Origin of the sequence: Neorhizobium descurainiae, assembly GCF_051400715.1 — a bacterium.
Lineage (GTDB): Bacteria > Pseudomonadota > Alphaproteobacteria > Rhizobiales > Rhizobiaceae > Neorhizobium.
The window spans coordinates 1-19,077 of the sequence record NZ_JBLFFK010000016.1 but is presented as its reverse complement, the minus strand read 5'-3'; the positions used below and the strand labels follow the sequence as shown (position 1 = coordinate 19,077).

Annotated in this window: 21 protein-coding genes; 10 read left to right on the top strand and 11 right to left on the bottom strand. The window is 62.8% G+C overall.

Annotated elements, in window-relative coordinates:
* Positions 1-77: 77 nt before the first annotated feature.
* Positions 78-1,052, bottom strand: coding sequence for a zinc ABC transporter substrate-binding protein ZnuA (gene znuA, locus ACMGE0_RS23185; protein WP_436818260.1), 975 nt, complete (start codon positions 1,050-1,052; stop codon positions 78-80).
* A 95-nt stretch (positions 1,053-1,147) separates the two neighbouring features.
* On the opposite strand from znuA, the gene ACMGE0_RS23180 reads away from it, so the two are divergent.
* The 3 genes from ACMGE0_RS23180 to ACMGE0_RS23170 are packed head-to-tail and all read left to right on the top strand — an operon-like array spanning position 1,148 to position 3,277.
* Positions 1,148-2,038, top strand: coding sequence for an ATP-binding cassette domain-containing protein (locus ACMGE0_RS23180; RefSeq protein ID WP_436818259.1), 891 nt, complete (start codon positions 1,148-1,150; stop codon positions 2,036-2,038).
* A complete protein-coding gene (locus ACMGE0_RS23175; protein ID WP_436818376.1) occupies positions 2,031-2,858 on the top strand; it encodes a metal ABC transporter permease in 828 nt (275 codons plus the stop codon). The genes ACMGE0_RS23180 and ACMGE0_RS23175 overlap by 8 nt, the downstream gene beginning before the upstream one ends.
* Entirely contained in the window at positions 2,855-3,277 is a 423-nt protein-coding gene (locus ACMGE0_RS23170; protein ID WP_436818258.1) for a Fur family transcriptional regulator, read from the top strand. The genes ACMGE0_RS23175 and ACMGE0_RS23170 overlap by 4 nt, the downstream gene beginning before the upstream one ends.
* A gap of 12 nt (positions 3,278-3,289) precedes the next feature.
* Here ACMGE0_RS23170 and ACMGE0_RS23165 read toward each other — a convergent pair whose 3' ends face one another.
* Together ACMGE0_RS23165 and ACMGE0_RS23160 are read right to left on the bottom strand one after the other, a co-directional pair.
* Positions 3,290-3,817 (bottom strand): gamma carbonic anhydrase family protein, encoded by a 528-nt coding sequence (locus ACMGE0_RS23165; RefSeq protein ID WP_436818257.1) that lies wholly within the window; start codon positions 3,815-3,817, stop codon positions 3,290-3,292.
* Between the two features lie 23 nt (positions 3,818-3,840).
* Entirely contained in the window at positions 3,841-4,527 is a 687-nt protein-coding gene (locus tag ACMGE0_RS23160; protein ID WP_436818256.1) for a fumarylacetoacetate hydrolase family protein, read from the bottom strand.
* A gap of 528 nt (positions 4,528-5,055) precedes the next feature.
* Between ACMGE0_RS23160 and ACMGE0_RS23155 the strand changes: the two genes are divergently transcribed.
* Genes ACMGE0_RS23155 through ACMGE0_RS23125 form a run of 7 tightly spaced genes read left to right on the top strand, consistent with a single transcriptional unit; the run spans position 5,056 to position 11,004 of the window.
* Entirely contained in the window at positions 5,056-6,189 is a 1,134-nt protein-coding gene (locus tag ACMGE0_RS23155; RefSeq protein ID WP_436818255.1) for an ABC transporter substrate-binding protein, read from the top strand.
* Between the two features lie 23 nt (positions 6,190-6,212).
* Complete coding sequence (locus tag ACMGE0_RS23150) at positions 6,213-7,142, top strand: ABC transporter permease (RefSeq protein WP_436818254.1); 930 nt, start codon at positions 6,213-6,215, stop codon at positions 7,140-7,142.
* Positions 7,142-7,954: an ABC transporter permease gene (locus tag ACMGE0_RS23145; protein WP_436818253.1), complete on the top strand. Its 813-nt coding sequence runs from the start codon at positions 7,142-7,144 to the stop codon at positions 7,952-7,954. Before ACMGE0_RS23150 ends, ACMGE0_RS23145 begins: the two co-directional genes overlap by 1 nt.
* Before the next feature lie 5 nt (positions 7,955-7,959).
* Positions 7,960-9,039, top strand: a complete 1,080-nt coding sequence (locus ACMGE0_RS23140; RefSeq protein WP_436818252.1) for an ABC transporter ATP-binding protein — start codon at positions 7,960-7,962, stop codon at positions 9,037-9,039.
* Between the two features lie 23 nt (positions 9,040-9,062).
* The gene (locus ACMGE0_RS23135) at positions 9,063-9,560 is read left to right on the top strand and encodes a nucleoside deaminase (protein WP_436818251.1); all 498 of its coding nucleotides are present in this window, start codon (positions 9,063-9,065) and stop codon (positions 9,558-9,560) included.
* Entirely contained in the window at positions 9,560-10,354 is a 795-nt protein-coding gene (locus tag ACMGE0_RS23130; RefSeq protein ID WP_436818250.1) for a GntR family transcriptional regulator, read from the top strand. Before ACMGE0_RS23135 ends, ACMGE0_RS23130 begins: the two co-directional genes overlap by 1 nt.
* Positions 10,351-11,004 carry a flavin reductase family protein gene (locus ACMGE0_RS23125; RefSeq protein WP_436818249.1) on the top strand — a complete coding sequence of 218 codons (654 nt, stop codon included), beginning with the start codon at positions 10,351-10,353 and terminating at the stop codon, positions 11,002-11,004. The genes ACMGE0_RS23130 and ACMGE0_RS23125 overlap by 4 nt, the downstream gene beginning before the upstream one ends.
* A 121-nt stretch (positions 11,005-11,125) precedes the next feature.
* Here ACMGE0_RS23125 and ACMGE0_RS23120 read toward each other — a convergent pair whose 3' ends face one another.
* The 8 genes from ACMGE0_RS23120 to ACMGE0_RS23085 are packed head-to-tail and all read right to left on the bottom strand — an operon-like array spanning position 11,126 to position 18,989.
* Complete coding sequence (locus ACMGE0_RS23120; protein ID WP_436818248.1) at positions 11,126-12,103, bottom strand: Gfo/Idh/MocA family protein; 978 nt, start codon at positions 12,101-12,103, stop codon at positions 11,126-11,128.
* Entirely contained in the window at positions 12,100-13,083 is a 984-nt protein-coding gene (locus ACMGE0_RS23115) for a Gfo/Idh/MocA family protein (protein WP_436818247.1), read from the bottom strand. Before ACMGE0_RS23115 ends, ACMGE0_RS23120 begins: the two co-directional genes overlap by 4 nt.
* A gap of 1 nt (position 13,084) precedes the next feature.
* On the bottom strand, positions 13,085-13,861 hold the full coding sequence (locus tag ACMGE0_RS23110) for an ABC transporter ATP-binding protein (protein WP_436818246.1): 777 nt from the start codon (positions 13,859-13,861) through the stop codon (positions 13,085-13,087).
* An 11-nt stretch (positions 13,862-13,872) separates the two neighbouring features.
* Positions 13,873-14,709, bottom strand: a complete 837-nt coding sequence (locus tag ACMGE0_RS23105; RefSeq protein WP_436818245.1) for an ABC transporter ATP-binding protein — start codon at positions 14,707-14,709, stop codon at positions 13,873-13,875.
* On the bottom strand, positions 14,706-16,208 hold the full coding sequence (locus ACMGE0_RS23100) for an ABC transporter substrate-binding protein (RefSeq protein ID WP_436818244.1): 1,503 nt from the start codon (positions 16,206-16,208) through the stop codon (positions 14,706-14,708). Before ACMGE0_RS23100 ends, ACMGE0_RS23105 begins: the two co-directional genes overlap by 4 nt.
* Before the next feature lie 41 nt (positions 16,209-16,249).
* Positions 16,250-17,116 (bottom strand): ABC transporter permease, encoded by an 867-nt coding sequence (locus ACMGE0_RS23095; protein WP_436818243.1) that lies wholly within the window; start codon positions 17,114-17,116, stop codon positions 16,250-16,252.
* Positions 17,113-18,045 (bottom strand): ABC transporter permease, encoded by a 933-nt coding sequence (locus ACMGE0_RS23090; RefSeq protein WP_436818242.1) that lies wholly within the window; start codon positions 18,043-18,045, stop codon positions 17,113-17,115. The genes ACMGE0_RS23095 and ACMGE0_RS23090 overlap by 4 nt, the downstream gene beginning before the upstream one ends.
* A complete protein-coding gene (locus ACMGE0_RS23085; RefSeq protein WP_436818241.1) occupies positions 18,042-18,989 on the bottom strand; it encodes a dihydrodipicolinate synthase family protein in 948 nt (315 codons plus the stop codon). The genes ACMGE0_RS23090 and ACMGE0_RS23085 overlap by 4 nt, the downstream gene beginning before the upstream one ends.
* Positions 18,990-19,077 lie beyond the last annotated feature (88 nt).

Here is a 19,077-nt window from a genome sequence, read left to right as displayed (position 1 = left end):
GGGTGCCGCCTTCAAGCGCCCGCAGACCTAGCATCAATCGCTGCTATGTGATCGGCGATCGTGCTTTCCTTCGCCTCTCACGTTCCCTGAGACAGGCAATTCTTCATCGAGCTTGCAAGCCCGCGCATCAGCTCGAAATAAAGGTCCGGACCTTCCTTCAGCGTTGCCGCTTCCGGATCGAGCGTTCCCGAGCGGGCCGGCGTTCCTTCCGTCACCACGGCTACCAGTTTCGGCTCGAACTGCGGTTCGGCAAAGACGCAAGTGGCGCCGATCTCCGTCACCTTCTTGTGGATCTGGCTGATCCGATCGGCACCGGGCATGGTTTCCGGGCTCACCGTGATCGAGCCGGCGACGGTCACGCCGTAGCGCTTTTCGAAATATTGGTAGGCATCGTGGAAGACGATGAAGGGCTTGTCCTTGACCGGCTCCACGATCGCCTTCAGTTCCGTGTCCAGAGCGTCGATCTTCTGCATCAGCGCCGCCGCATTGGCCTGATAGGTCGAGGCATTCGCCGGATCGGCGGAGACCAGCGTCTTCTCGATCTCGGCGGCGATCGCCTTGGCGTTCAACGGATCGAGCCAGAGATGCGTGTCGAAGGCGCCGTGCTCATGTTCGTGCTCGTGACCCTCATGCGCATGCTCTTCGCCCTCGGCATGTTCATGCTCGTGGTCGCCATGGTCATGTGCCTCGAAGGCCCCGCCTTCGCGGAAGGGGAGTTTTTCGAGACCGGGCGCGTCTTCAAGTTCCACCACCGTGGCCTTGGAGCCCAGGGCTTCCAGGGGTTTTTCCAGAAAGGCTTCCATTCCGGGCCCGACCCAGAAGACGATATTGGCGCTTTCGATCGCAGCCGCGTTGGAGGGCTTGAGCGAGAATGTGTGGGGCGAGGCGGCGCCCTCGACGATCAGCTTCGGCTCGCTGACGCCCTTCATGATCGAGGCTACCAGCGAATGGATCGGCTTGATGGAAACCACGACGTCCGGTGCTGCCGAAGCCGCGCCGGCGCCGGTGAAGAGGGCGGTGGCAGACAGGAGGGAGAGAGCGGCGAGTTTCATGATGTGTCCTTGCTTTGGATTGTAATGTTATTACATCAATTGCGTTATGCTATAACGTGTGTCATAGCCAGTGACAACAGGGATTCCGGAAAAACATGCTGATGACCAACCGGGCCGCGGCCCTTCAGAGCGAAAGCCAACTTGTGTCGCTCGAAAATGCCGGCATCCGCCGCGATGGCCGTTGGCTGGTGCGCGGCGTAGACTTTTCGATCCGCCGTGGCGAAGTGGTGACGCTGATCGGTCCGAACGGCGCCGGCAAGTCGACGACCGCGAAGCTGGCGATCGGCGTGCTGCGCCCGGACGAGGGTGCGGTTACCAGGGCTTCCGGCATGCGTATCGGCTATGTGCCGCAGAAGCTCGCGATCGACTGGACCATGCCGCTTTCCGTGCGGCGGCTGATGCGGCTCACCGGTCCGCTTCCCGATGCGGAGTTGACGGATGCGCTTAAGGCGACCGGCATAACGCATCTCGTGGATGCGGAGGTGCGGCATCTGTCCGGCGGCGAGTTCCAGCGCGCCTTGCTCGCCCGGGCGATCGCCCGCAAGCCGGACCTCATGGTGCTCGACGAGCCGGTGCAGGGCGTCGATTTCGCCGGCGAGAGCGCACTCTACGACCTCATCCGCTCGATCCGCAATTCGACCGGCTGCGGCATCCTGATGATCTCGCACGACCTGCATATGGTCATGGCCGGCACGGATACCGTCATCTGCCTCAACGGCCATATCTGCTGCCGCGGCACGCCCGAAACCGTCAGCCAGAGTGCCGACTACCTGAAACTCTTCGGCAATACCCGCTCGCTCGCCGTGTACAGCCATCACCACGACCATACCCATCTGCCGGACGGCCGGGTGCTGCACGGCGACGGCTCGATCACGGATCATTGCCATCCCGACGACGGGCATCACCATCATGATGGGCACGACCATCATGACCATGGCCACCACCATGGCGACAACGCGCGGGCTCAGGGAGGCGACCGTGCTTGACGATTTCTTCACCCGCGCACTCGTCGCCGGGGTCGGTGTGGCGCTGACGGCGGGTCCGCTCGGCTGCTTCGTCGTCTGGCGGCGCATGGCCTATCTCGGCGACACCATGGCCCATTCGGCGCTGCTCGGCGTGGCGCTGTCGCTCTTTTTCCAGATCAATCTGTTGATTTCCGTCTTCGGCGTCGCGGTTGCCGTCTCCCTGCTGCTGCTGATGCTGCAGCGGCGGCAGTCGCTCTCGGCGGATGCGCTTCTCGGCATCCTTTCCCATTCGGCCCTGGCGATCGGTCTCGTGCTCGTCGCCTTCATGACCTGGGTGCGCATCGATCTCGTCGCTTTCCTGTTCGGCGACATCCTTGCCGTCACCCGCACCGATATCGCGCTCATCTGGGGTGGCGGCGCGCTGGTGATCGCCGCACTCGCCTTCCTCTGGCGGCCGCTGATCGCCTCCACCGTCAGCGAGGACGTGGCGGAAGCCGAAGGCATGAAGCCGGCCCAGGCGCGGCTCCTCTTCATGCTCCTGATGGCGCTAGTCATCGCGATTGCCATGAAGATCGTCGGCATCATGCTGATCACCGCGCTGCTGATCATTCCCGCCGCCACGGCGCGACGCTTTTCCGCCAGCCCGGAAGTCATGGCGGTCGCCGCGTCGCTGATCGGCGCTGTCGCCGTCATCGGCGGTCTCGTCGGTTCGCTCACCTACGATACGCCGTCCGGCCCTTCCATCGTGGTCGCAGCGCTCTTACTTTTCATTCTGAGCCTCATCCCCGCGGCGGGGAAAAACACGGCCGACAGGGCCGGCAACACGGGAGTGCGATCATGAACGCACCAGTATCTTCACCGGCGCTCACCAAGAACCAGTCGCTCGTCTTCGACGTGCTGACCCGTTCGGATGCGCCGATGAGCGCCTATACGATCCTCGACAAGCTGCGCGACCACGGATTCCGGGCGCCGCTGCAGGTCTACCGCGCGCTCGACAAGCTCCTAGAATTCGGCATGGTGCATCGGCTGGAAAGCCTGAATGCCTTCGTCGCCTGCGCCCATCCGGAAAGCGACTGCTGCGCCAAGGGGCACGGTCACGGCACGGTCGCGTTTGCGATCTGCGAGAGCTGCGGCCACGTTTCCGAATTCCACGATCATGCGGTCGACCATCGCCTCGGCGACTGGGCGAAGGGCAAAGGCTTCAAGCCGGCCAAGACGACGATCGAAATTCGGGGCCTCTGCAGCTCTTGTGCCGCTTGAATTTAGCGCGGCCTAAAGCGGGCGAAGATCGCGGGCGAAACGCTTCCAGTTCTCGACGTAACGCACCGCCGACTGTCGCAGCTTCTCGGCCGCCTCCTCATCCAGCGTGCGGATGGCCTTGGCGGGCGAACCGACGATCAGCGAATTGTCCGGAAATTCCTTGCCTTCGGTGACCAGCGCATTGGCGCCGACCAAGCAGTTGTTGCCGATCTTGGCGCCGTTCAGGATCGTCGCGCCCATGCCGACCAGCGAATTGTCGCCGATGATGCAGCCATGGATGATGGCGTGGTGGCCGATCGTGCAATCCCTGCCGATCCTGACCGGATAGCGCGGGTCGGTGTGGATCATCACGCCTTCCTGGATGTTCGAGCCGGAGCCGATCACGATGGGTTCGTTGTCGCCGCGCAGCACCGAGCCGAACCAGATGCCGACATCCTCGCCGAGCTCCACCTTGCCGATGACGGCGGCATCCGGCGCCAACCAGTAGCGATTCGGGGCAGGGAGCTTCGGTTCGAATTCCCCGAGAGCGTAAAGCGGCATGGTTCCTCCTCCCTGGTCCCGGATCAGGCGACCGTCAGCGACAGTTTTCCGACACTCTCGATGCCGCAGGCGACCGTGTCGCCCTTGACGACCGGACCGACGCCGGCCGGCGTGCCTGTCATGATGACATCGCCCGGCGCCAGCACGAAGAGCTTCGACAGTTCGGCGATGATTTCCGGCAGCTTCCAGATAAGCTGGTTCAGATCGCCGGACTGCTTGCGCTGGCCGTTGACATCGAGCCAGACGCTACCCGCCTGCGGATGGCCGATCTTCGAGGCCGGGACGAGGGCGGAGACGGGCGCCGACTTCTCGAAGGCCTTTGCCGCTTCCCAGGGGCGGCTCATCTTCTTCGCGACATCCTGCAGGTCGCGGCGGGTGAAGTCGATGCCGACGGCATAGCCATAGATTTTGGAAAGCGCATCCCCGACCGCTATATCGGCGCCACCGGCCGACAGTGCCACGACCAGTTCCACCTCGTGATGGACGCTGCTCGAAAGCGGCGGGTAGGGGAAGGTCTCGCCGTTATAGAGATTGTCGGCATTCTTCTGGAAGAAGAAAGGCGGCTCGCGCGACGGATCGCCACCCATTTCGAGCGCGTGGTCGGCATAGTTGCGGCCGACGCAATAGACCCGCCGCACCGGAAAACGCTCCGTCACGCCCTCCACGTCAAGAAGCACGGTTTCGGGGGCGGGGATCACGGTCGCGAGCATGGGAGACATCCTAAGAAGGTGGCGAAAGATAAGCCCCGTCTTTGTCCCTCAATTCACCCGACAATCCTAGTCCCAATCCTTTCGCCAGGCGGAAACAGGCAAAAAACTTATCACTCCTGCATGAGAACCGCTCCCCATGATCGGTGCAGACCACCTTGACGCCGATCACGAAGCTATGAGCACAGCTGGTTCCTCTCGGACAGACCTCCTAGTTGCGTGGTCCGCGGCGGCTCAGGCGGGCCGGGCTCGTACAATTGGAACCCCGCGAGCGGTCCGCGGCCGTCATCCGGAATTTGCAGCGGCCATTGTAGCGGACATCTGAATTCCATAAGTATGCACTTTGTGCATGCATCTTTCTGCGAAATTGCACAAATTATTTACATCATCCTTGCGACCATCTTTTATGCATCGTAATTGCCGAAGAAAGAATATTTTTGAATCAGCGGCTTATCTGATGGTCTGTTGTTTGGCACGGCGCTTGCTTCGTTTATTGCGTGCACTAATCGCATGCAATAAGGAGAGAAGGAAATGCGCATACCGAACTTCATGTCTCGCGACATCAGCCGCCGCGGTTTCCTCAAGGCTGGTGCCGCCGGTGCCGCACTCGCGGCAACAGATTCATGGTCGATCGCCCGCGCGAGCGATCCGCAGGTGCTGAACTACCTGTCCTGGCCCGGCAATGCCGATCCCTACCTGATCGCCGACTTCGAGAAGGAGAATAACGTCAAGGTCCAGATCAAGGAATATGTCGGCGGCGACCAGATGCTGGCCGTCATCAACCAGTCCCCGCCCGGCTCTTTCGACATGGTGCTCGCCGATGCCGAATACATGCACCTCCTGCACGAGGCGGATTTCATCGAAGAGCTCGATCCGGAAGATTATCCGATCAAGGACTTCTGGCCGGAATTCCAGAAATTCCCGCTGCACTGGTTCGACGGCAAGCTCTATGGCGTCATGACCGACTTCGGTTATCTCGGCCTTTCCTACAACACCAAGGAATTCACGGCCGACGAAGTGAAGTCCTATGCCGCGATGTGGTCGGACAAGGCGAAAGGCAAGGTGGGCTTCTTCGACTGGTACCTGCCCTCCATGGGCTCCGTCAGCCTCGCAGACGGCAATCGCCCCCCGTTCGACCTTTCCGAGGAGGGCTTCGAGAAGGTGAAGGAAAGGCTCTTCTCGCTGAAGCCGCAGGCATCGGGCTTCTATACCATCGCCGACATCTTCTCCTCGCTCACCAACGGTCGCGCCCAGCTCGTCCCGGGTATCGGCGAATGGATCACGCTCGGCCTGCGCATGAACGGCGTTCCGGTCGACACGATCATTCCGGAGGAGGGCGGCCTGCAGTGGACGGAATCGCTCTCCATCGTGAAAGGCACGCCGAAGAAGGATCTGGCCCGCAAGTTCATCCAGTACACGACCTCGCCGGAAGGCCAGGTGAAGATGGCGACCAAGGTCGACAACAAGAAGTCGATCCCCTCCGTCAAGGGCTGGGAACTGCTCAACAAGACCCTGGCGAACGAGGCGGAGATCCTGCGCATGCAGCTCGACAAGCCGAACGTCATGGACGAGTACAAGGCCGGCAAGATCGCCTTCCGTCAGCTTCCGAGCGGGCAGTCCATCGAGGACTGGAACGACGTCTGGAGCGAGTTCAAGACCCTCTGATCCGAACGAAAAGGAAGATTCCCATGACCGGCACCTGCACATTGCATACACGATCTGCGCGCAATGTATTGAGCCGCCTGTTCGTCTCACGTCGAACAGGCGGCTCACCGGCAGCCGTGCCGGTCATCCTGGGCGCTCCCGTCGTCTTCTGGCAGGCGGTGTTCTTCGCGGCACCGCTCATCTTCCTCGTCGTCGTCACCTTCTGGAGGGTCCGTTCCTTCAAGCTGGAACCGGCTTTCGTCCTCGACAACTGGGCCAAGGTCCTGAATTCCGGCCCGTTCCAGAAGGCTCTCGTCTACACGCTGCAGGTCTCGGCGCTCTCGGCGATCCTCACGCTCGCCGTCGCGCTTCCTGCTGCCTATACGATCGCATTCCGCCTCTCGCCCCGGCTGCGGGAACTGGCGGTCGCAGCACTCGTGGTGCCGGTCTTCTCGAGCTATCTGCTCAGGATCTACGCCTGGCAGATCGTCTTGAGCCCCGGCGGCATCGTCAACAGCATCACGCGCTGGCTCTTCGACCTGGAACTGCAACTGCTCGGCGGGCCGTTCTCGCTTCAGGTTGGCCTTTTGACGCTAACCCTTCCTGTCGCCGTGCTGATCCTCGTCCTGGCATTGTCCGGCGTGGATCGTACGTTGGTCGAAGCGGCTGCCAATCTCGGCGCCCGGCGCGCCCGGGTGGTATGGCATGTCCTCTTCCCATCCATTCGCGGTGCCATTCTTCTCGCAGGCTCCACGGCCTTCCTCATGTCCTTCGGCGACTATATCAGCCCGGTCTTCCTGACCGGCAGCAAACCGCCGACGTTGTCGATCCTCATCGTCGACACTGTCAAATCCGGCTCCCAATGGCCGCGCGCCTCGGTGATCGGCGTGAGCATGCTCATCATCCTCACACTCGTTCTCGTCGTCGTCGGCTGGCTCGGCCGCGAGCGCCATTTTACCAAAGGAGGCAAATGATGCGTCCATCGACCCTCGTTTCCCGCATTGCTCAATATGCCTTCCTCGCTCTCGTCTTCCTGTTCATCGCAACGCCGATGATCGTCATCGTCGTCTTTTCCTTCGACGCGAACCGTTTCCCGACCATCCCCTGGGGCGGCTACAGCCTCGAGTGGCACAGGGCGGTGCTGGAAGACGGCATGATCCGCCGGGCCTTCGCAAACAGCCTCGTCGTCGCCGGCTCGACGGCGGTGATCGCGACCATGATCGGCTTTGCCGCTGCCTATATCGACTATCGCTACGTCTTCCGCGGCAGGTCGCTGCTGGGACTTTCCGTGGCCATTCCGCCCGCCGTGCCGGCGAGCATTCTGGGCATGGCCATGCTTGCCTTTCTCTCGCGCATCGGCCTTTTCGGTTCGACCGGCGCCATCGTCGCCTGCCATGTCGCCATCGCTTCGTCCTTCGCCATGGCGATCGTCAGGCTCAGGTTGCGCGACTTCCCGCCGGAACTGGAACCGGCGGCATACAATCTCGGCGCGCCGCCCTTTACGACGCTGATGCGCATCGTGATCCCCTTCTGCAAGCCGGCCTTGATCGCCTCGTTCTTCCTGACGGCTGCGGTCTCCTTCGACGAATTCCTGATCGCCTGGTTTGTCGGGGGCACCACGGAGACGCTTCCCGTGCGCATTCTCAACCTGCTGCAGGGGCAGGTAAGCCCGAAGATCAACGCCATCGGCACCATCGTGCTCGCCATCAGCGTCACACTGGTTCTTCTCGCCCAGAACTTCATCGGTGCGCGTGCAACGCGGCGCCCGGCACTCCAGGAGGAATAAGCATCGTGAAAAATGCCCTCGTCTCTCTCCGGAAGCTCGAAAAGAAATATCCCTGCCACCACGCCGTGCGCGGCATCGATCTCGACATCCGCGCCGGCGAGTTCATCGCCCTGATGGGTCCTTCGGGCTGCGGCAAGTCCACGACGCTCCGGCTGATCGCCGGGCTTGAAGAGCCGACCTCCGGCGAGATCTTCATTGCCGGCCGATCGATGAACGGCGTTCCGGCTTTCGAGCGCGACACGCCGATGGTATGGCAGAGCCTTGCGCTCTTTCCCTTCCTTTCGGTGATGGAAAATGTAGAGTTTCCATTGCGCATGAAGAAGATCGGCCCCATCGAGCGAAAGAAGCGCGCCATGGAATGGCTCGACCGCATGGGACTTTCCGCCATGGCGGAGCGCAACGTCGCCCAGCTCTCAGGCGGTCAGCGCCAGCGCGTGGCGATTGCCCGGGCGCTCGTCACCCAGCCGCCGATCCTGCTTCTCGACGAACCGCTCTCCGCTCTGGATGCTCATCTTCGCGTGCGGATGCAGACGGAGCTTTCCCGTCTCCACAAGGAGCTCGGCATCACCTTCATCTATGTCACCCACGCCCAGTCGGAAGCCTTCGCGCTCGCCGACCGGATCATGCTGATGAACGGCGGCACGATCCAGCAGAGCGGCCGGCCGCAGGACGTGTATCGCGAGCCGGAAAACGCCTTCGTCGCCGAGTTCATGGGCATGAACAACATCATTTCCGGAACTGTCTCCGGTCGCAGCGGCGAATTCGCGGTGATCGAAACGCCGCTCGGGCGCTTCGAGGTGCCGGGCGGACGGCTCGGCAATTCCGGCCCGGCGAGCTTCGTCGTCTCCGCCGACCGCATTTCGCTGGCCGGAGAAGGGAGCGGCGCCACCAATCGGGTACACGGCTCGGTGATCGGTATCGAATTCTTCGGCTCGACCCAGACGGTGTTCATCGATGTGGCGGGGCACGAGTTTCGTGTCCAGAAGCAACAGCACGAGATCGATGCGCTCGACCTACAGCCGGGCCGCGACGTTCATCTAAACTGGCAGCCTGCTCACGCCTGGGTTCTGCCGCAGGCCGCCTGACAAACGACGGATAGGGAGTAAACATGACCTACAACGAGGCCTTCATGAAACGCGCAGTGGATATTTCCCGCCGTGCGCTGGTCGAACCGGGGACGGAGCCGTTCGGCGCCGTGGTCGTCAAGGACGGCAAGATCGTAGGGGAGGGGCTTAACCACTCGCTGGCGAACTTCGACCCGACGTCGCACGGCGAGGTCGAGGCCATCAAGGACGCCTGCCGCACGCTGAAATGCGTCGATCTGACGGGGTGCGACATGTACACGTCCTGCGAACCGTGCGCCATGTGCGTCGCAACGATGGAAGTTGCCGGGATTTCACGACTCTACTACGCCTCTTCCATGGGGCAGGCCGGTCATGCGTTCGCGACGCTGACCAGGGCCGAACGGCATCCCATTGACGTCGACCGGGTGCGCGCTCTCGCAGGCTCGCTGATCGAGGATCGCGACATGTCCTCGGAGCAGCATATGGATCGCGAGGCGGTCGAGGTTCTCGAAGCCTGGGTAAAGATGAAAAAGGGTAACTGATGACGAGGAATGCACAGAGCGGGGCCACCATGCGCTCCGTGAACGACCCGACCGCGAAGGGAAAAGGCCCGCCCCAGGGCACGGACGCCCTGCGCAAGCCCGCACCCGCCTCGCGCACCGAAGCCGTCCAGGAGGCGCTGCGCCAGGCGATCATCGAGCAGAAGCTGCGTCCCGGCGCCCGTTTGCCGGAGGACGCGATCGGAGAAACCTTCGGCACCAGCCGCACCATTGCAAGGGAGGCGCTGGGCCGCCTTGCCGTGGAAGGACTGGTCGAGTTGAAACCGAACAAAGGCGCTTACGTCGCAAATCCGACGCTGGAGGAGGGGCGCGACATCTTCACTGTCCGGCGTGGTCTGGAGCAGACCGTGGCGGGCCTCATCGCAGGTCGTCTGACATCCGCCCAGCTTGCGGAGCTGCGGGCCTTCAATGAGAGGGAACGCGCCGCCTCCGGCATCGACGAGCGGGAATCGATCCGGCTTGCCGGCGAGTTTCATCTGATTCTGGCGCGCATGACCGGAAACCAGCTCCTGATCCGCTACGTGACCGAGGTCGTGTCCCGCTGCTCGCTCATTCTCGCCATGTACGGACGGCCCCACTCGGCCGATTGCGGGGTGGACGAGCACGCCGAGATCATCGGCGCGCTGGAAAAGGGAGACGCCGCTCGCGCGCTCCTTCTGATGGACCGCCACCTGGAATCCGTCGCCGGCCGGGCGCTGCTCGAGGCCAAGCCGGAAAACGACATCCGCGACCTGCTCGCGCCCTATGCCGCGAAAGTCCGGGAGCAATTCGAATGACCCTGCACGACCGCCAGAGGCCCGAAGCGCCGCGAACGGGCTTCGACTTCACCGCGCTTTCGGCGCGTGACAAATACAAGTTGATGATCGGCACCATCGTGCCGCGCCCCATCGCCCTCGTGACCACGGTGGACGAGGAGGGACGGATCAACGCCGCCCCGTTCAGCTTCTTCAACTGCCTCTCCGCCGATCCGCCTATCCTGGCGCTCGGGGTGGAGAACAATCCGGACATGTCTTTCAAGGACACGGGCCGCAATATCCGCATGACGGAGGTCTTCACCGTCAATATCGTGTCCCACGAGATCGCCGAAGCGATGCATGTCTGCGCCGCGAAATATCCGCGCGGCGTGGACGAGCTGAAGGAGGCGGGGCTCACCGCCATGCGGGGCGAGAAGATCGCGGCCCCGTGGATCCGCGAGGCGCCGGCCGCTTTCGAATGTCGCCGGCATCTGACGCTGGAGCTTGGAAAATCGCGGCAAATCATCATGGGCGAAATCGTCTACGCCCATTATCGCGAAGGCGTGGTGGACGAGCGGCTGCACGTCGATCCGGCAGGCGTGGACGCGATCGCCCGGCTTGGCGGCGATACCTGCTCGACGATCCGCGATCGATTCGAAATGCTGACGCCGCAACTCCAACGGCTTGCCTGATTGAAATCATCCCCGTGCGACTTCTGGAAGGCCTGCATGCGGGCCGTGGCGAACGGGGAAATCGCTTCCGCCGTCAAAGGCTTGGCAGTGATGAATATGGCATCCCGATTGTCATCGGACGCTAGGAGGAGCGTGCCGCCGCGTAGATGTCGTCGATCAGAACCTGCGCCGCCAGAAGATCTCCGAGGGTCGCCATTCCGTGGTCGATCCCGAGCGACATCCTGCGCATTTCCGATCCGAACAGATCGTAATGATCGGCGGAGGCGAGCGTGGGGCGCTTTTCCAGACCCGTCAGGGAGCGGATGGTCAATTCAGCTCTCTCCTCCGACACGGCCCAACCCGGCCCGTGGATTCGCCACTGCTTGTCGGCCGTGGTCTCGGTCGGCATGCAATACCCTGCCTCGATCGTGATGGTACGCGCGCCATTCCCGGTCCTGAGCATCGCCGTGGCAAAATCTTCGACTTCGAGCCCGTGCAGGGCGTTGGATAGGAGAGCGCGTTCGACGACCGGCTTTTTGCCGCCCGTAAGCGCCAGCGCCGCATCGGCCGTGTGGATGCCGAGGTTCCTCAAGGCGCCGCCGCCATACCGTTTCCGGCTCAAGACCCAGGGCACGCCATCCCTGATGTATCGCTCCGGAGGGCCGGCCAATATCCGGAAGTGGGCATGGGTCCAGTCTTGGAATTTCGGATCCCGGAGTTCCAGCTCCCGCCAGAACGACATGTAGCGGTTGACGAAAGGCACGGCGGTGGGCAGCCCCTTTCGCTCTGCCGCGGCGACGATCGGTCGAAGGCTCGGGGCATCGAGGGTTCCGGGTTTTTCCAGAACGATGGGCATGTCGTTCTCGACGAGCGCCGCCAACACCTCCGGCGTTTCGTTCGGCGGGGTGAGCACGAAGGCGATCGCATCCGGATGCTCCCGAATGAGTTCGCGCCAGTTCTCGTGGACGGGAATGGTTCGGTCGCCGACGAGCCGGTGTCCGGCCGCCCCCGATATGTCGCCGACGGCGGCGACGGTTTGCCCCGCGCCGAGAAGGGCTGCGAAGTGCCAGGGCGCGTGCCAGTGGGATGCGCCGATGATGATGAATGGTTTCGGGTTCATAGGACGGCTTCCTCCCGTCTGCTCGCAGCGGAGCGACGGACCGCTTCGAGCACCGCGACGATATACCGTCCGTAGTCCAGTGTCGCGGAAACGGAGCGCCCCTCGATCAGATCAACGTAACAGTCCATTTCGGCATCGATCATATCCTTCCAGTGATCCGTGACCGGTTCCAGCCGGTCTTCCCAGCCGTTGCCGGTATCGACCCGCAGTTCGCCGCGATGCGAGACCCTCAGATTCCCTCGGGTGCCGTAGAGTTGCGTATGGACTTCCTCCTCACGCCTGCCGGTGCCGGCGATCGTGATGTTGACGTGGACGTCTCCCATCCTCAGATGGGCGAGACCGAAATCGTCGGCGCTCTGCTCCGGATTGAATCGCGTCTCGGATACGCCGTAGGCGGCCTCGGCCCGGCGGCTCAGGAGAAAGGATACCTGGTCGATCACGTGAACACCCTGGATCAGCCACATGCCGCCACCCTCGCGGCTGGATTTCTGCCAGGGCCGACGTTCTTCACCGTTCCAGAACAGCATTCGCCGGCTATCAACCGTCACGATGTCCCCTATGACGCCCTTTTCGATGAGTATCCGTGCTTGGACATGCGCGGGCGCCAGTCCCATCAGGTGGCCAACCATTGCGCGGCCGGCGCTTTGGCGCTCCGCCTCGATCAGCAGGTCGCATTCGGCGACAGTGATCGCCAGGGGCTTTTCGATAAGGATGCATTTCCCGGCCTCCAGCACGGCCCGGCCTATCGCAAGATGCGTGTCGTGTGGCGTCGCAATGATTACGCCGGTAACCGAATTGTCGTCCAGCACCTCCGCCAGATTGCGGTAGGGGCGAACGCCGTAGGCTGCGGCAAGCTCCTTCGAACTATCCGGCCGCGCACCGGCAAAACCGGCGAGAGCCAGCTTCTCATGCCGCAGGAGCGCGTCGGCATGGATCTTCGCAAAGGCGCCTGTGCCGACGATCGCCACACGATGTGCCATGTCATCGCCCTCGCGCAGCAACTGGTTCGTCGGCCAAATCGAGCGCGGCGCTCAGTAGTTGCCGGGTATAGTCATGGGATGGCCGCTCGAACACGGTTTCAGTCTCCCCCGTCTCGACGATCTCGCCGAAATACATGACGGCGACCCGATCAGATATCTGCCGCACGACCCCGAGGTCATGCGAGATGAAGATGATCGCGAGATTGAGTTCGCGGCGAATTTCCGCGAGCAGCGAAAGCACCTGCGTCTGCACCGAGACGTCCAGCGCCGACACGGCCTCGTCGCAGATCAGCAATTGCGGGGATACGGCCAGAGCCCGCGCGATGCTGACGCGCTGCGCCTGGCCCCCGGACAGCGCTTCCGGCCGCCGGTCGAGATGCTCCGGCAGCAACCCGACCCGTGCCAGCAAATCCGCGGCTGCCCGGCGGGCGTCCGGCGGCTTGATTTCGGGATGGGTCTTCCAGCCTTCGTTAATCTGCTGGAAGACCGTCATGCGCGGATTGAGCGACGAACGGGGATCCTGGAACACCATCTGGACCGCGCGATGCTGTTCGCGACGCCAGCGGCGTCCGAGTTCCTGTGCATTCAGCGCAATCGATCCGCTCTCGGGCTGGACCAAGCCGACGAGGCATCGCGCGAGGCTGGACTTTCCGCAGCCGGATTCGCCGACGATCCCGAGGACCTCGCCCCGCCTGACGGTCAGATCAACGGACTTGACGGCATGCGTGCGATGCCCGCCACGAGAGTAGGAAAAGTTCAGCGCCTCGACTTTCAGCAAGGGTGAGTCCATCAAGAAAACTCCCTCATCCGCCGGCCGACGGTCGGTACATTGGCGACGAGATGGCGGGTATATTCATGCTGCGGATGGCCGAGCACCGCCTTCGTTTCGCCGGTCTCCACCACCTGACCATTGCGCATGACGACAAGCTTGTCGGAATAATGCGTCATGACGCGGAGGTCGTGACTGATCAAAACCATGCCTAGATCATCCTCCGCCTGCACCCGCCGCAGCAGATCGAGGACCTTCGCCTGCACGCTCACATCCAGGGCGGTCGTCGGCTCGTCTGCAAGAATGAGTTTGGGTTTTCCCGCAAGCGCCATGGCAATCACCGCACGCTGACGCTGGCCGCCGGAAAGCTGATGCGGATACATTCTGGCCTTTACATCCGGCTCCGGCAGGTCGACCCGCGCGAGAAGTTCAACCGCCGCGGCGCGGGCCTGGCGCCGTGTGAAACCCTGCCTCTTACTGAGCACTTCGCCGACCTGATCGTCGATGCGCATGACAGGGTCGAGAGCCGCCAGCGGGTCCTGGAACACCATGGCGATCTCGGTGCCGCGCAGCAGGCGCCACGCTTCCCGATCGAGCGCGAGCAGGTCACGGCCGGCATAGCGTATGCTTCCGCCCGTCACGTGCAGGCCTCCGGGAAGCATGCCGAGCACCGATAGCGCCGTCATGCTCTTTCCGCTTCCGGACTCCCCCACGACGCCGGTCGTGGCACCGGCTTCGACGGATAGCGATATGCCGTCGAGAATGGAGAGGCTGCCGACGGCGACGGAGAGATTGTCGATCGCCAGGAGGTCGGATGCGCCCGAAGGCGCATCCCGTGTCGAGCGTGGATCCGTCATTGGGCGAACTGAACCTGGGTGAGGTCCGGCTTGTAGACCGGATCGAGCGTGACGCCGTCGAGGTTCGAGCGCCAGGCCCAGACCTGCTTCACGTCGATGGGAAACATGCCAATGGCGTTGTCCCAGACGATCTTTCCTGCCGCGGCGTAGAGCTCAGCCCGTTTTGCCTGGTCGGAAATCGATCCGGCTTCGACGAGCAGCTTGTCCAGTTCGGGATTGCAGTAGGTCGTCCGCTTGGCCGCACACGTATAGAGCCGGCCAAGAGTGTAGTCGGCGTCGCCGGTGCTGGTGATCACCGGCTGGATGATCGAGATATCCCAGTCGAGCGCGAGCAGGCGCTGGGTTCCCACGGCCGGCTCCTGCAGATCGACTTCCGCCTTGACACCGATCCTTGCCCAGTCGGCGATGATGGCGTCGACCAGCGGCTTGTAGGTCGTGTTGTTCATCAGGATGCGCACCGTGGTGTCGAAGTTCCACCCCTTCTTTTCGAGCGTGGCCTTGGCCTTTTCCGGATCATAGGCGTAGGGCGTCTGTTCGCTCGAACCGAACACGGCCTTGGGAAGCGGCCCGATCATCTTCTGTCCCGTATTCGGGTAGAGAGCCTCGACGATCGCATCGAAGTCGACGGCTGACCACAATGCCTTGCGCACCTCGACATCCTGGAACATTCGCGTGGTATTGAACCAGAGCACGACATTGGCGAGCGTCGGCACCGTGTCGAGCTTGAGGTTTGAATCTTCACGTAGCGCATCGACCTGGTCATCGGGAACCGTCCAGGTCAGCTGAATTTCTCCCGTCTCCAGCGCCGTCATGCGGGCGGCCTGTTCCGGGATCATGCGGAACGTCACGGTGTCGAGCTTGGGCGCACCCGCCCAATAGTCCTTGTTGGCCCGAAGCTTGACGCCCTGTTTCGGATCGAAGGATTCGACGACGAAGGGACCGCTTCCGACCGGGTGTAGGCCGAAATCATCGGCCAGCTTCTCCGATGGGGCGATGGCGAGCATGAACAGCTTGCCCAGAAGCGCGCCTTGCCCCGCATCGGAGGAGATCCTCACCTCATTTGGGCTCGCGGCTTCTACCTTGAGCGGCTTGAAAAGGCCGGCAAGCGGGCCAGCCAGCTTGACGACGCGTTCAACGGACGCCTTGACGTCTCCGGCATCGAACTCCGATCCGTCAGAGAACTTGACGCCTTCCCGCAGCTTGAAGGTCCAGCGGGTGGCGTCCTCGCTGGACGTCCATTCCGACGCGAGGCCTGGCACATATTTGCCGTCCTGGAAGCCGACCAGCGTGTCGAAGATCTGCGCGTTGACCTGCAGATTTCCCTGGATGTTGGAATTGGCGCCGTGCGGATCGAGATTTGCTATCGATGCCACCGGCACCCCGATCACCAGATCCTGCGCGGCATAGGCGACGGTCAGCGAAGAAGCCAGCATTCCCGACGCGAGAGCCAAGCCGTTGAAAATGTTCCTGCAGTTCTTTCGAGTGTGGATGTTTAGCAAGTTATCCTCCTATTTCTCGCTACACATGACGTCTTTGTGCTTTACGTTCTCTCCCGCGCGCCCATGAACCGCTCGGACATCTGGTCGCCGATCAGACCGACGGACACGACCAGAAGAACGAGCAGAAGCCCGGGGTAAGTGGTGATCCAATAGGCCTGGGCGAGGTGATCGCGTCCCTCGGAAATGGTCTTGCCAAGCGACAGCGTCGACGCGGGAAGGCCGATTCCAAGGAAGCTCAGGCTGGCCTCGGTCATGACGAATGCGGCAAATTCGATCGTGGCGACCGATGCAATCGGGCCGACGAGAAACGGCAGGATATGCCTTGCGACGATGAGGGGGCGAGGCACGCCCAGCACGAAAGCGCCGCGTACCCAATCCCTTTCACGCAGGCTGAGCGTCGAAGCCCTGGCAACGCGTGCAAAAACCACCCAGCGCGTCGCGACCAGGACGATGATCAGGTTCGGCAGGCTTGGGCCCAGCAGGCCCGCGATGACGATCGCAAGCAGGATCGCCGGAAAGACGAGCACGATATCGATGACCCGCGAAATGGCCGTGTCGGTCCAGCCGCCGAGGTAGCCTGCCGCGACACCGATTACGGTGCCCACGACGCATGAGATGAGCGTCGCGACCGCAGCCACGACGACGGAAGTCCGGAAACCGTGCGCCATCAGCGTCAGCAGGTCGCGCCCGAGCGCATCGGTGCCGAAAAGGGCGAGACTGCCGTTGCGGAGGACCGTGCCCGGCGGCTTCAAGCGGTCGATCAAGGACCCCGATGCCGCGCTATAAGGCAGGAGAAGCGGACCAAAAACGGCGATCAGGACGAAGAGCGTCAACAAGGTCCCCGCGATCCACAATCCCCAGTCGACCTGAAGGGGCCGGGCGGATACGCGATAGCTCGGCGCGCTCATTGCTGGCCTCCCAGGCGGATTCGAGGATCCAGCCGCGCGTAGAGCATGTCGACGATGGCGTTGATCAGCACCACGAGGATCGCCACGACGACCGAAATCGCCTGCACGACCGAATAGTCGCGGGCCGATACGCTATCGACGAGCAGCGATCCGATACCGGGCCAGGAGAAGACCGTTTCGGTGATGACCGCGCCGCCGACCAGGGTGGTCAACTGCAGCCCCGTGATGGTCACGACGGGCAGCATGGAATTGCGGACAACATGGGCGGCCAGGACCTGGCGCTCGGTCAGGCCCTTCGCATAGGCCGTCCTGACGAACGGCTCGCGCAGTGTATCGACCACGGTTGAACGCGTCAGGCGGATGACGATGGCGAGAAAGGGAAGGGTGACCGCAACCACCGGCAGGATGATATGGGCAGGCGTGCCGGAACCGAAACTCGGAAGCCACCGCAACTGACGGGAAAAGACCAGGATCAAAATGACGCCCAGCCAGAAGCCGGGCAGGGACTTGCCGACGAGAGCCATGCCTGAAATCAGTTTGTCCACCAGGCTGCCTGGACGGCGTCCGGCGAGCGTGCCGAGCGGCACGCCCAGCACGACGGAGATCAATGTCGCCCAGGCGGTCAGTTCCAGCGTCGCCGGCAGCCGCTCCAGCACCACGGCCATCGCCGGCTTGCCCATGCGGATCGACGTGCCGAACTCGAGCTGCACGAGGTCTCGGAGGAAAATCAGGTACTGGCTGATCAGCGGCTCGTCCAATCCCAGCCGCGACCGCAGCGCCGCAAGCTGGTCGGCGGTCGCAGTCGGCCCGAGCATGACAAGGGCAGGGTCGCCCGGCGCCAGCCGAATGAGCAGAAAGATGAGAGTGACGGCGCCGAGGACGACCAGCAGCGTCCTGCCGAGATTCTTCAGGATAGAGGGGGTGTTCAAGTCCGCCCTCCTGCTGCAGGAATGCCGGCATCGAGGTTCACGTCCGTATCGTGAAGCACGGCTCGCAGTTTCTCCATCTCCTCCGCAGTATAGGATCTGAAGGGCCGACCCGGCGTGGCCGGCACAAGGCCGAGCAGGCTCAACGCCGCCTTCATGGCCGCCACGCCCGGTCTGACGGAATGAATGGCGGTAAGTTTCGTCAACATCTCCTGGAGCGCCTCGACCCTGGCGGAATCGTTTCTCCGGACTGCTTCCACGAGATCGACGCACAGTTTCGGCGCCAGATTGCCGACGCCCGGCGTGATGCCGCGGGCGCCCTGCTGAAGCGCCCAGCCGAGGCGCTTCTCGTTGCCCTGGCTGACACCGAACCTCGGCAGGCGGTTTTGTACGTCCAGTGCCTTGAGGAGGAATTCGTCGGAGCCGCCGCTGTCCTTGATGCCGGCGATATGATCCATCGCCGCCAGGCGTTCGAGGAGAGAAGGGGTGATCGGATTGCCGCTATAGCGCGGAATGTTATAGGCGATGACCGGCACGCCGAACCCGGAAAAGCTCTGGAAATGGTCGGCGAGTTCGTCTTCCGTGTGGACGAAGTAGAGGGGCGGCGCGACGACCACCGCATCCGGACGGGCGACCATCAGGCTTTCGGCGTTGTCCAAGGCGATCGATGTGCCCGCGCCGAACACGGTCACAAAAACCCTGGCGCTTTTCCCTCGGATCGACCGCCACAGGCTTGCGGTATGCTCCGCGAACGCGGCAGCGTCCCGGGACGGGATGATTGCGCCCTCGCCATTGCTGCCGAGCAGCATGATCGTATCGATACCTGCACGATGCATGTGTCGCAGCAGGGCTTCGTTGTCCGCGCTTGGGCGGCCGCCTTCGGCCATGGGCGTGACGAGCGGGACAGTGACGCCGTCGAGAACATGCGGAAATTTCTCTGTTTGCATGATCGCGACCCTCAATAAGCTTCGATATTTGGCCAGCGGATTTCGATGCCCTGCCGGGTGAGTTGTCGCTGGAAGTCGTCGAGATGGG

What these genes read in the sequence shown, in the direction of transcription:
- ACMGE0_RS23165 (WP_436818257.1), bottom strand. Translation starts at nt 3,817, where the DNA reads ATGCCGCTTTACGCTCTCGGGGAATTCGAACCGAAGCTCCCTGCCCCG.
- ACMGE0_RS23180 (WP_436818259.1), top strand. Translation starts at nt 1,148, where the DNA reads ATGCTGATGACCAACCGGGCCGCGGCCCTTCAGAGCGAAAGCCAACTT.
- ACMGE0_RS23145 (WP_436818253.1), top strand. Translation starts at nt 7,142, where the DNA reads ATGCGTCCATCGACCCTCGTTTCCCGCATTGCTCAATATGCCTTCCTC.
- ACMGE0_RS23125 (WP_436818249.1), top strand. Translation starts at nt 10,351, where the DNA reads ATGACCCTGCACGACCGCCAGAGGCCCGAAGCGCCGCGAACGGGCTTC.
- ACMGE0_RS23095 (WP_436818243.1), bottom strand. Translation starts at nt 17,116, where the DNA reads ATGAGCGCGCCGAGCTATCGCGTATCCGCCCGGCCCCTTCAGGTCGAC.
- znuA (WP_436818260.1), bottom strand. Translation starts at nt 1,052, where the DNA reads ATGAAACTCGCCGCTCTCTCCCTCCTGTCTGCCACCGCCCTCTTCACC.
- ACMGE0_RS23120 (WP_436818248.1), bottom strand. Translation starts at nt 12,103, where the DNA reads ATGAACCCGAAACCATTCATCATCATCGGCGCATCCCACTGGCACGCG.
- ACMGE0_RS23155 (WP_436818255.1), top strand. Translation starts at nt 5,056, where the DNA reads ATGCGCATACCGAACTTCATGTCTCGCGACATCAGCCGCCGCGGTTTC.
- ACMGE0_RS23160 (WP_436818256.1), bottom strand. Translation starts at nt 4,527, where the DNA reads ATGCTCGCGACCGTGATCCCCGCCCCCGAAACCGTGCTTCTTGACGTG.
- ACMGE0_RS23130 (WP_436818250.1), top strand. Translation starts at nt 9,560, where the DNA reads ATGACGAGGAATGCACAGAGCGGGGCCACCATGCGCTCCGTGAACGAC.
- ACMGE0_RS23085 (WP_436818241.1), bottom strand. Translation starts at nt 18,989, where the DNA reads ATGCAAACAGAGAAATTTCCGCATGTTCTCGACGGCGTCACTGTCCCG.
- ACMGE0_RS23150 (WP_436818254.1), top strand. Translation starts at nt 6,213, where the DNA reads ATGACCGGCACCTGCACATTGCATACACGATCTGCGCGCAATGTATTG.
- ACMGE0_RS23115 (WP_436818247.1), bottom strand. Translation starts at nt 13,083, where the DNA reads ATGGCACATCGTGTGGCGATCGTCGGCACAGGCGCCTTTGCGAAGATC.
- ACMGE0_RS23105 (WP_436818245.1), bottom strand. Translation starts at nt 14,709, where the DNA reads ATGACGGATCCACGCTCGACACGGGATGCGCCTTCGGGCGCATCCGAC.
- ACMGE0_RS23170 (WP_436818258.1), top strand. Translation starts at nt 2,855, where the DNA reads ATGAACGCACCAGTATCTTCACCGGCGCTCACCAAGAACCAGTCGCTC.
- ACMGE0_RS23135 (WP_436818251.1), top strand. Translation starts at nt 9,063, where the DNA reads ATGACCTACAACGAGGCCTTCATGAAACGCGCAGTGGATATTTCCCGC.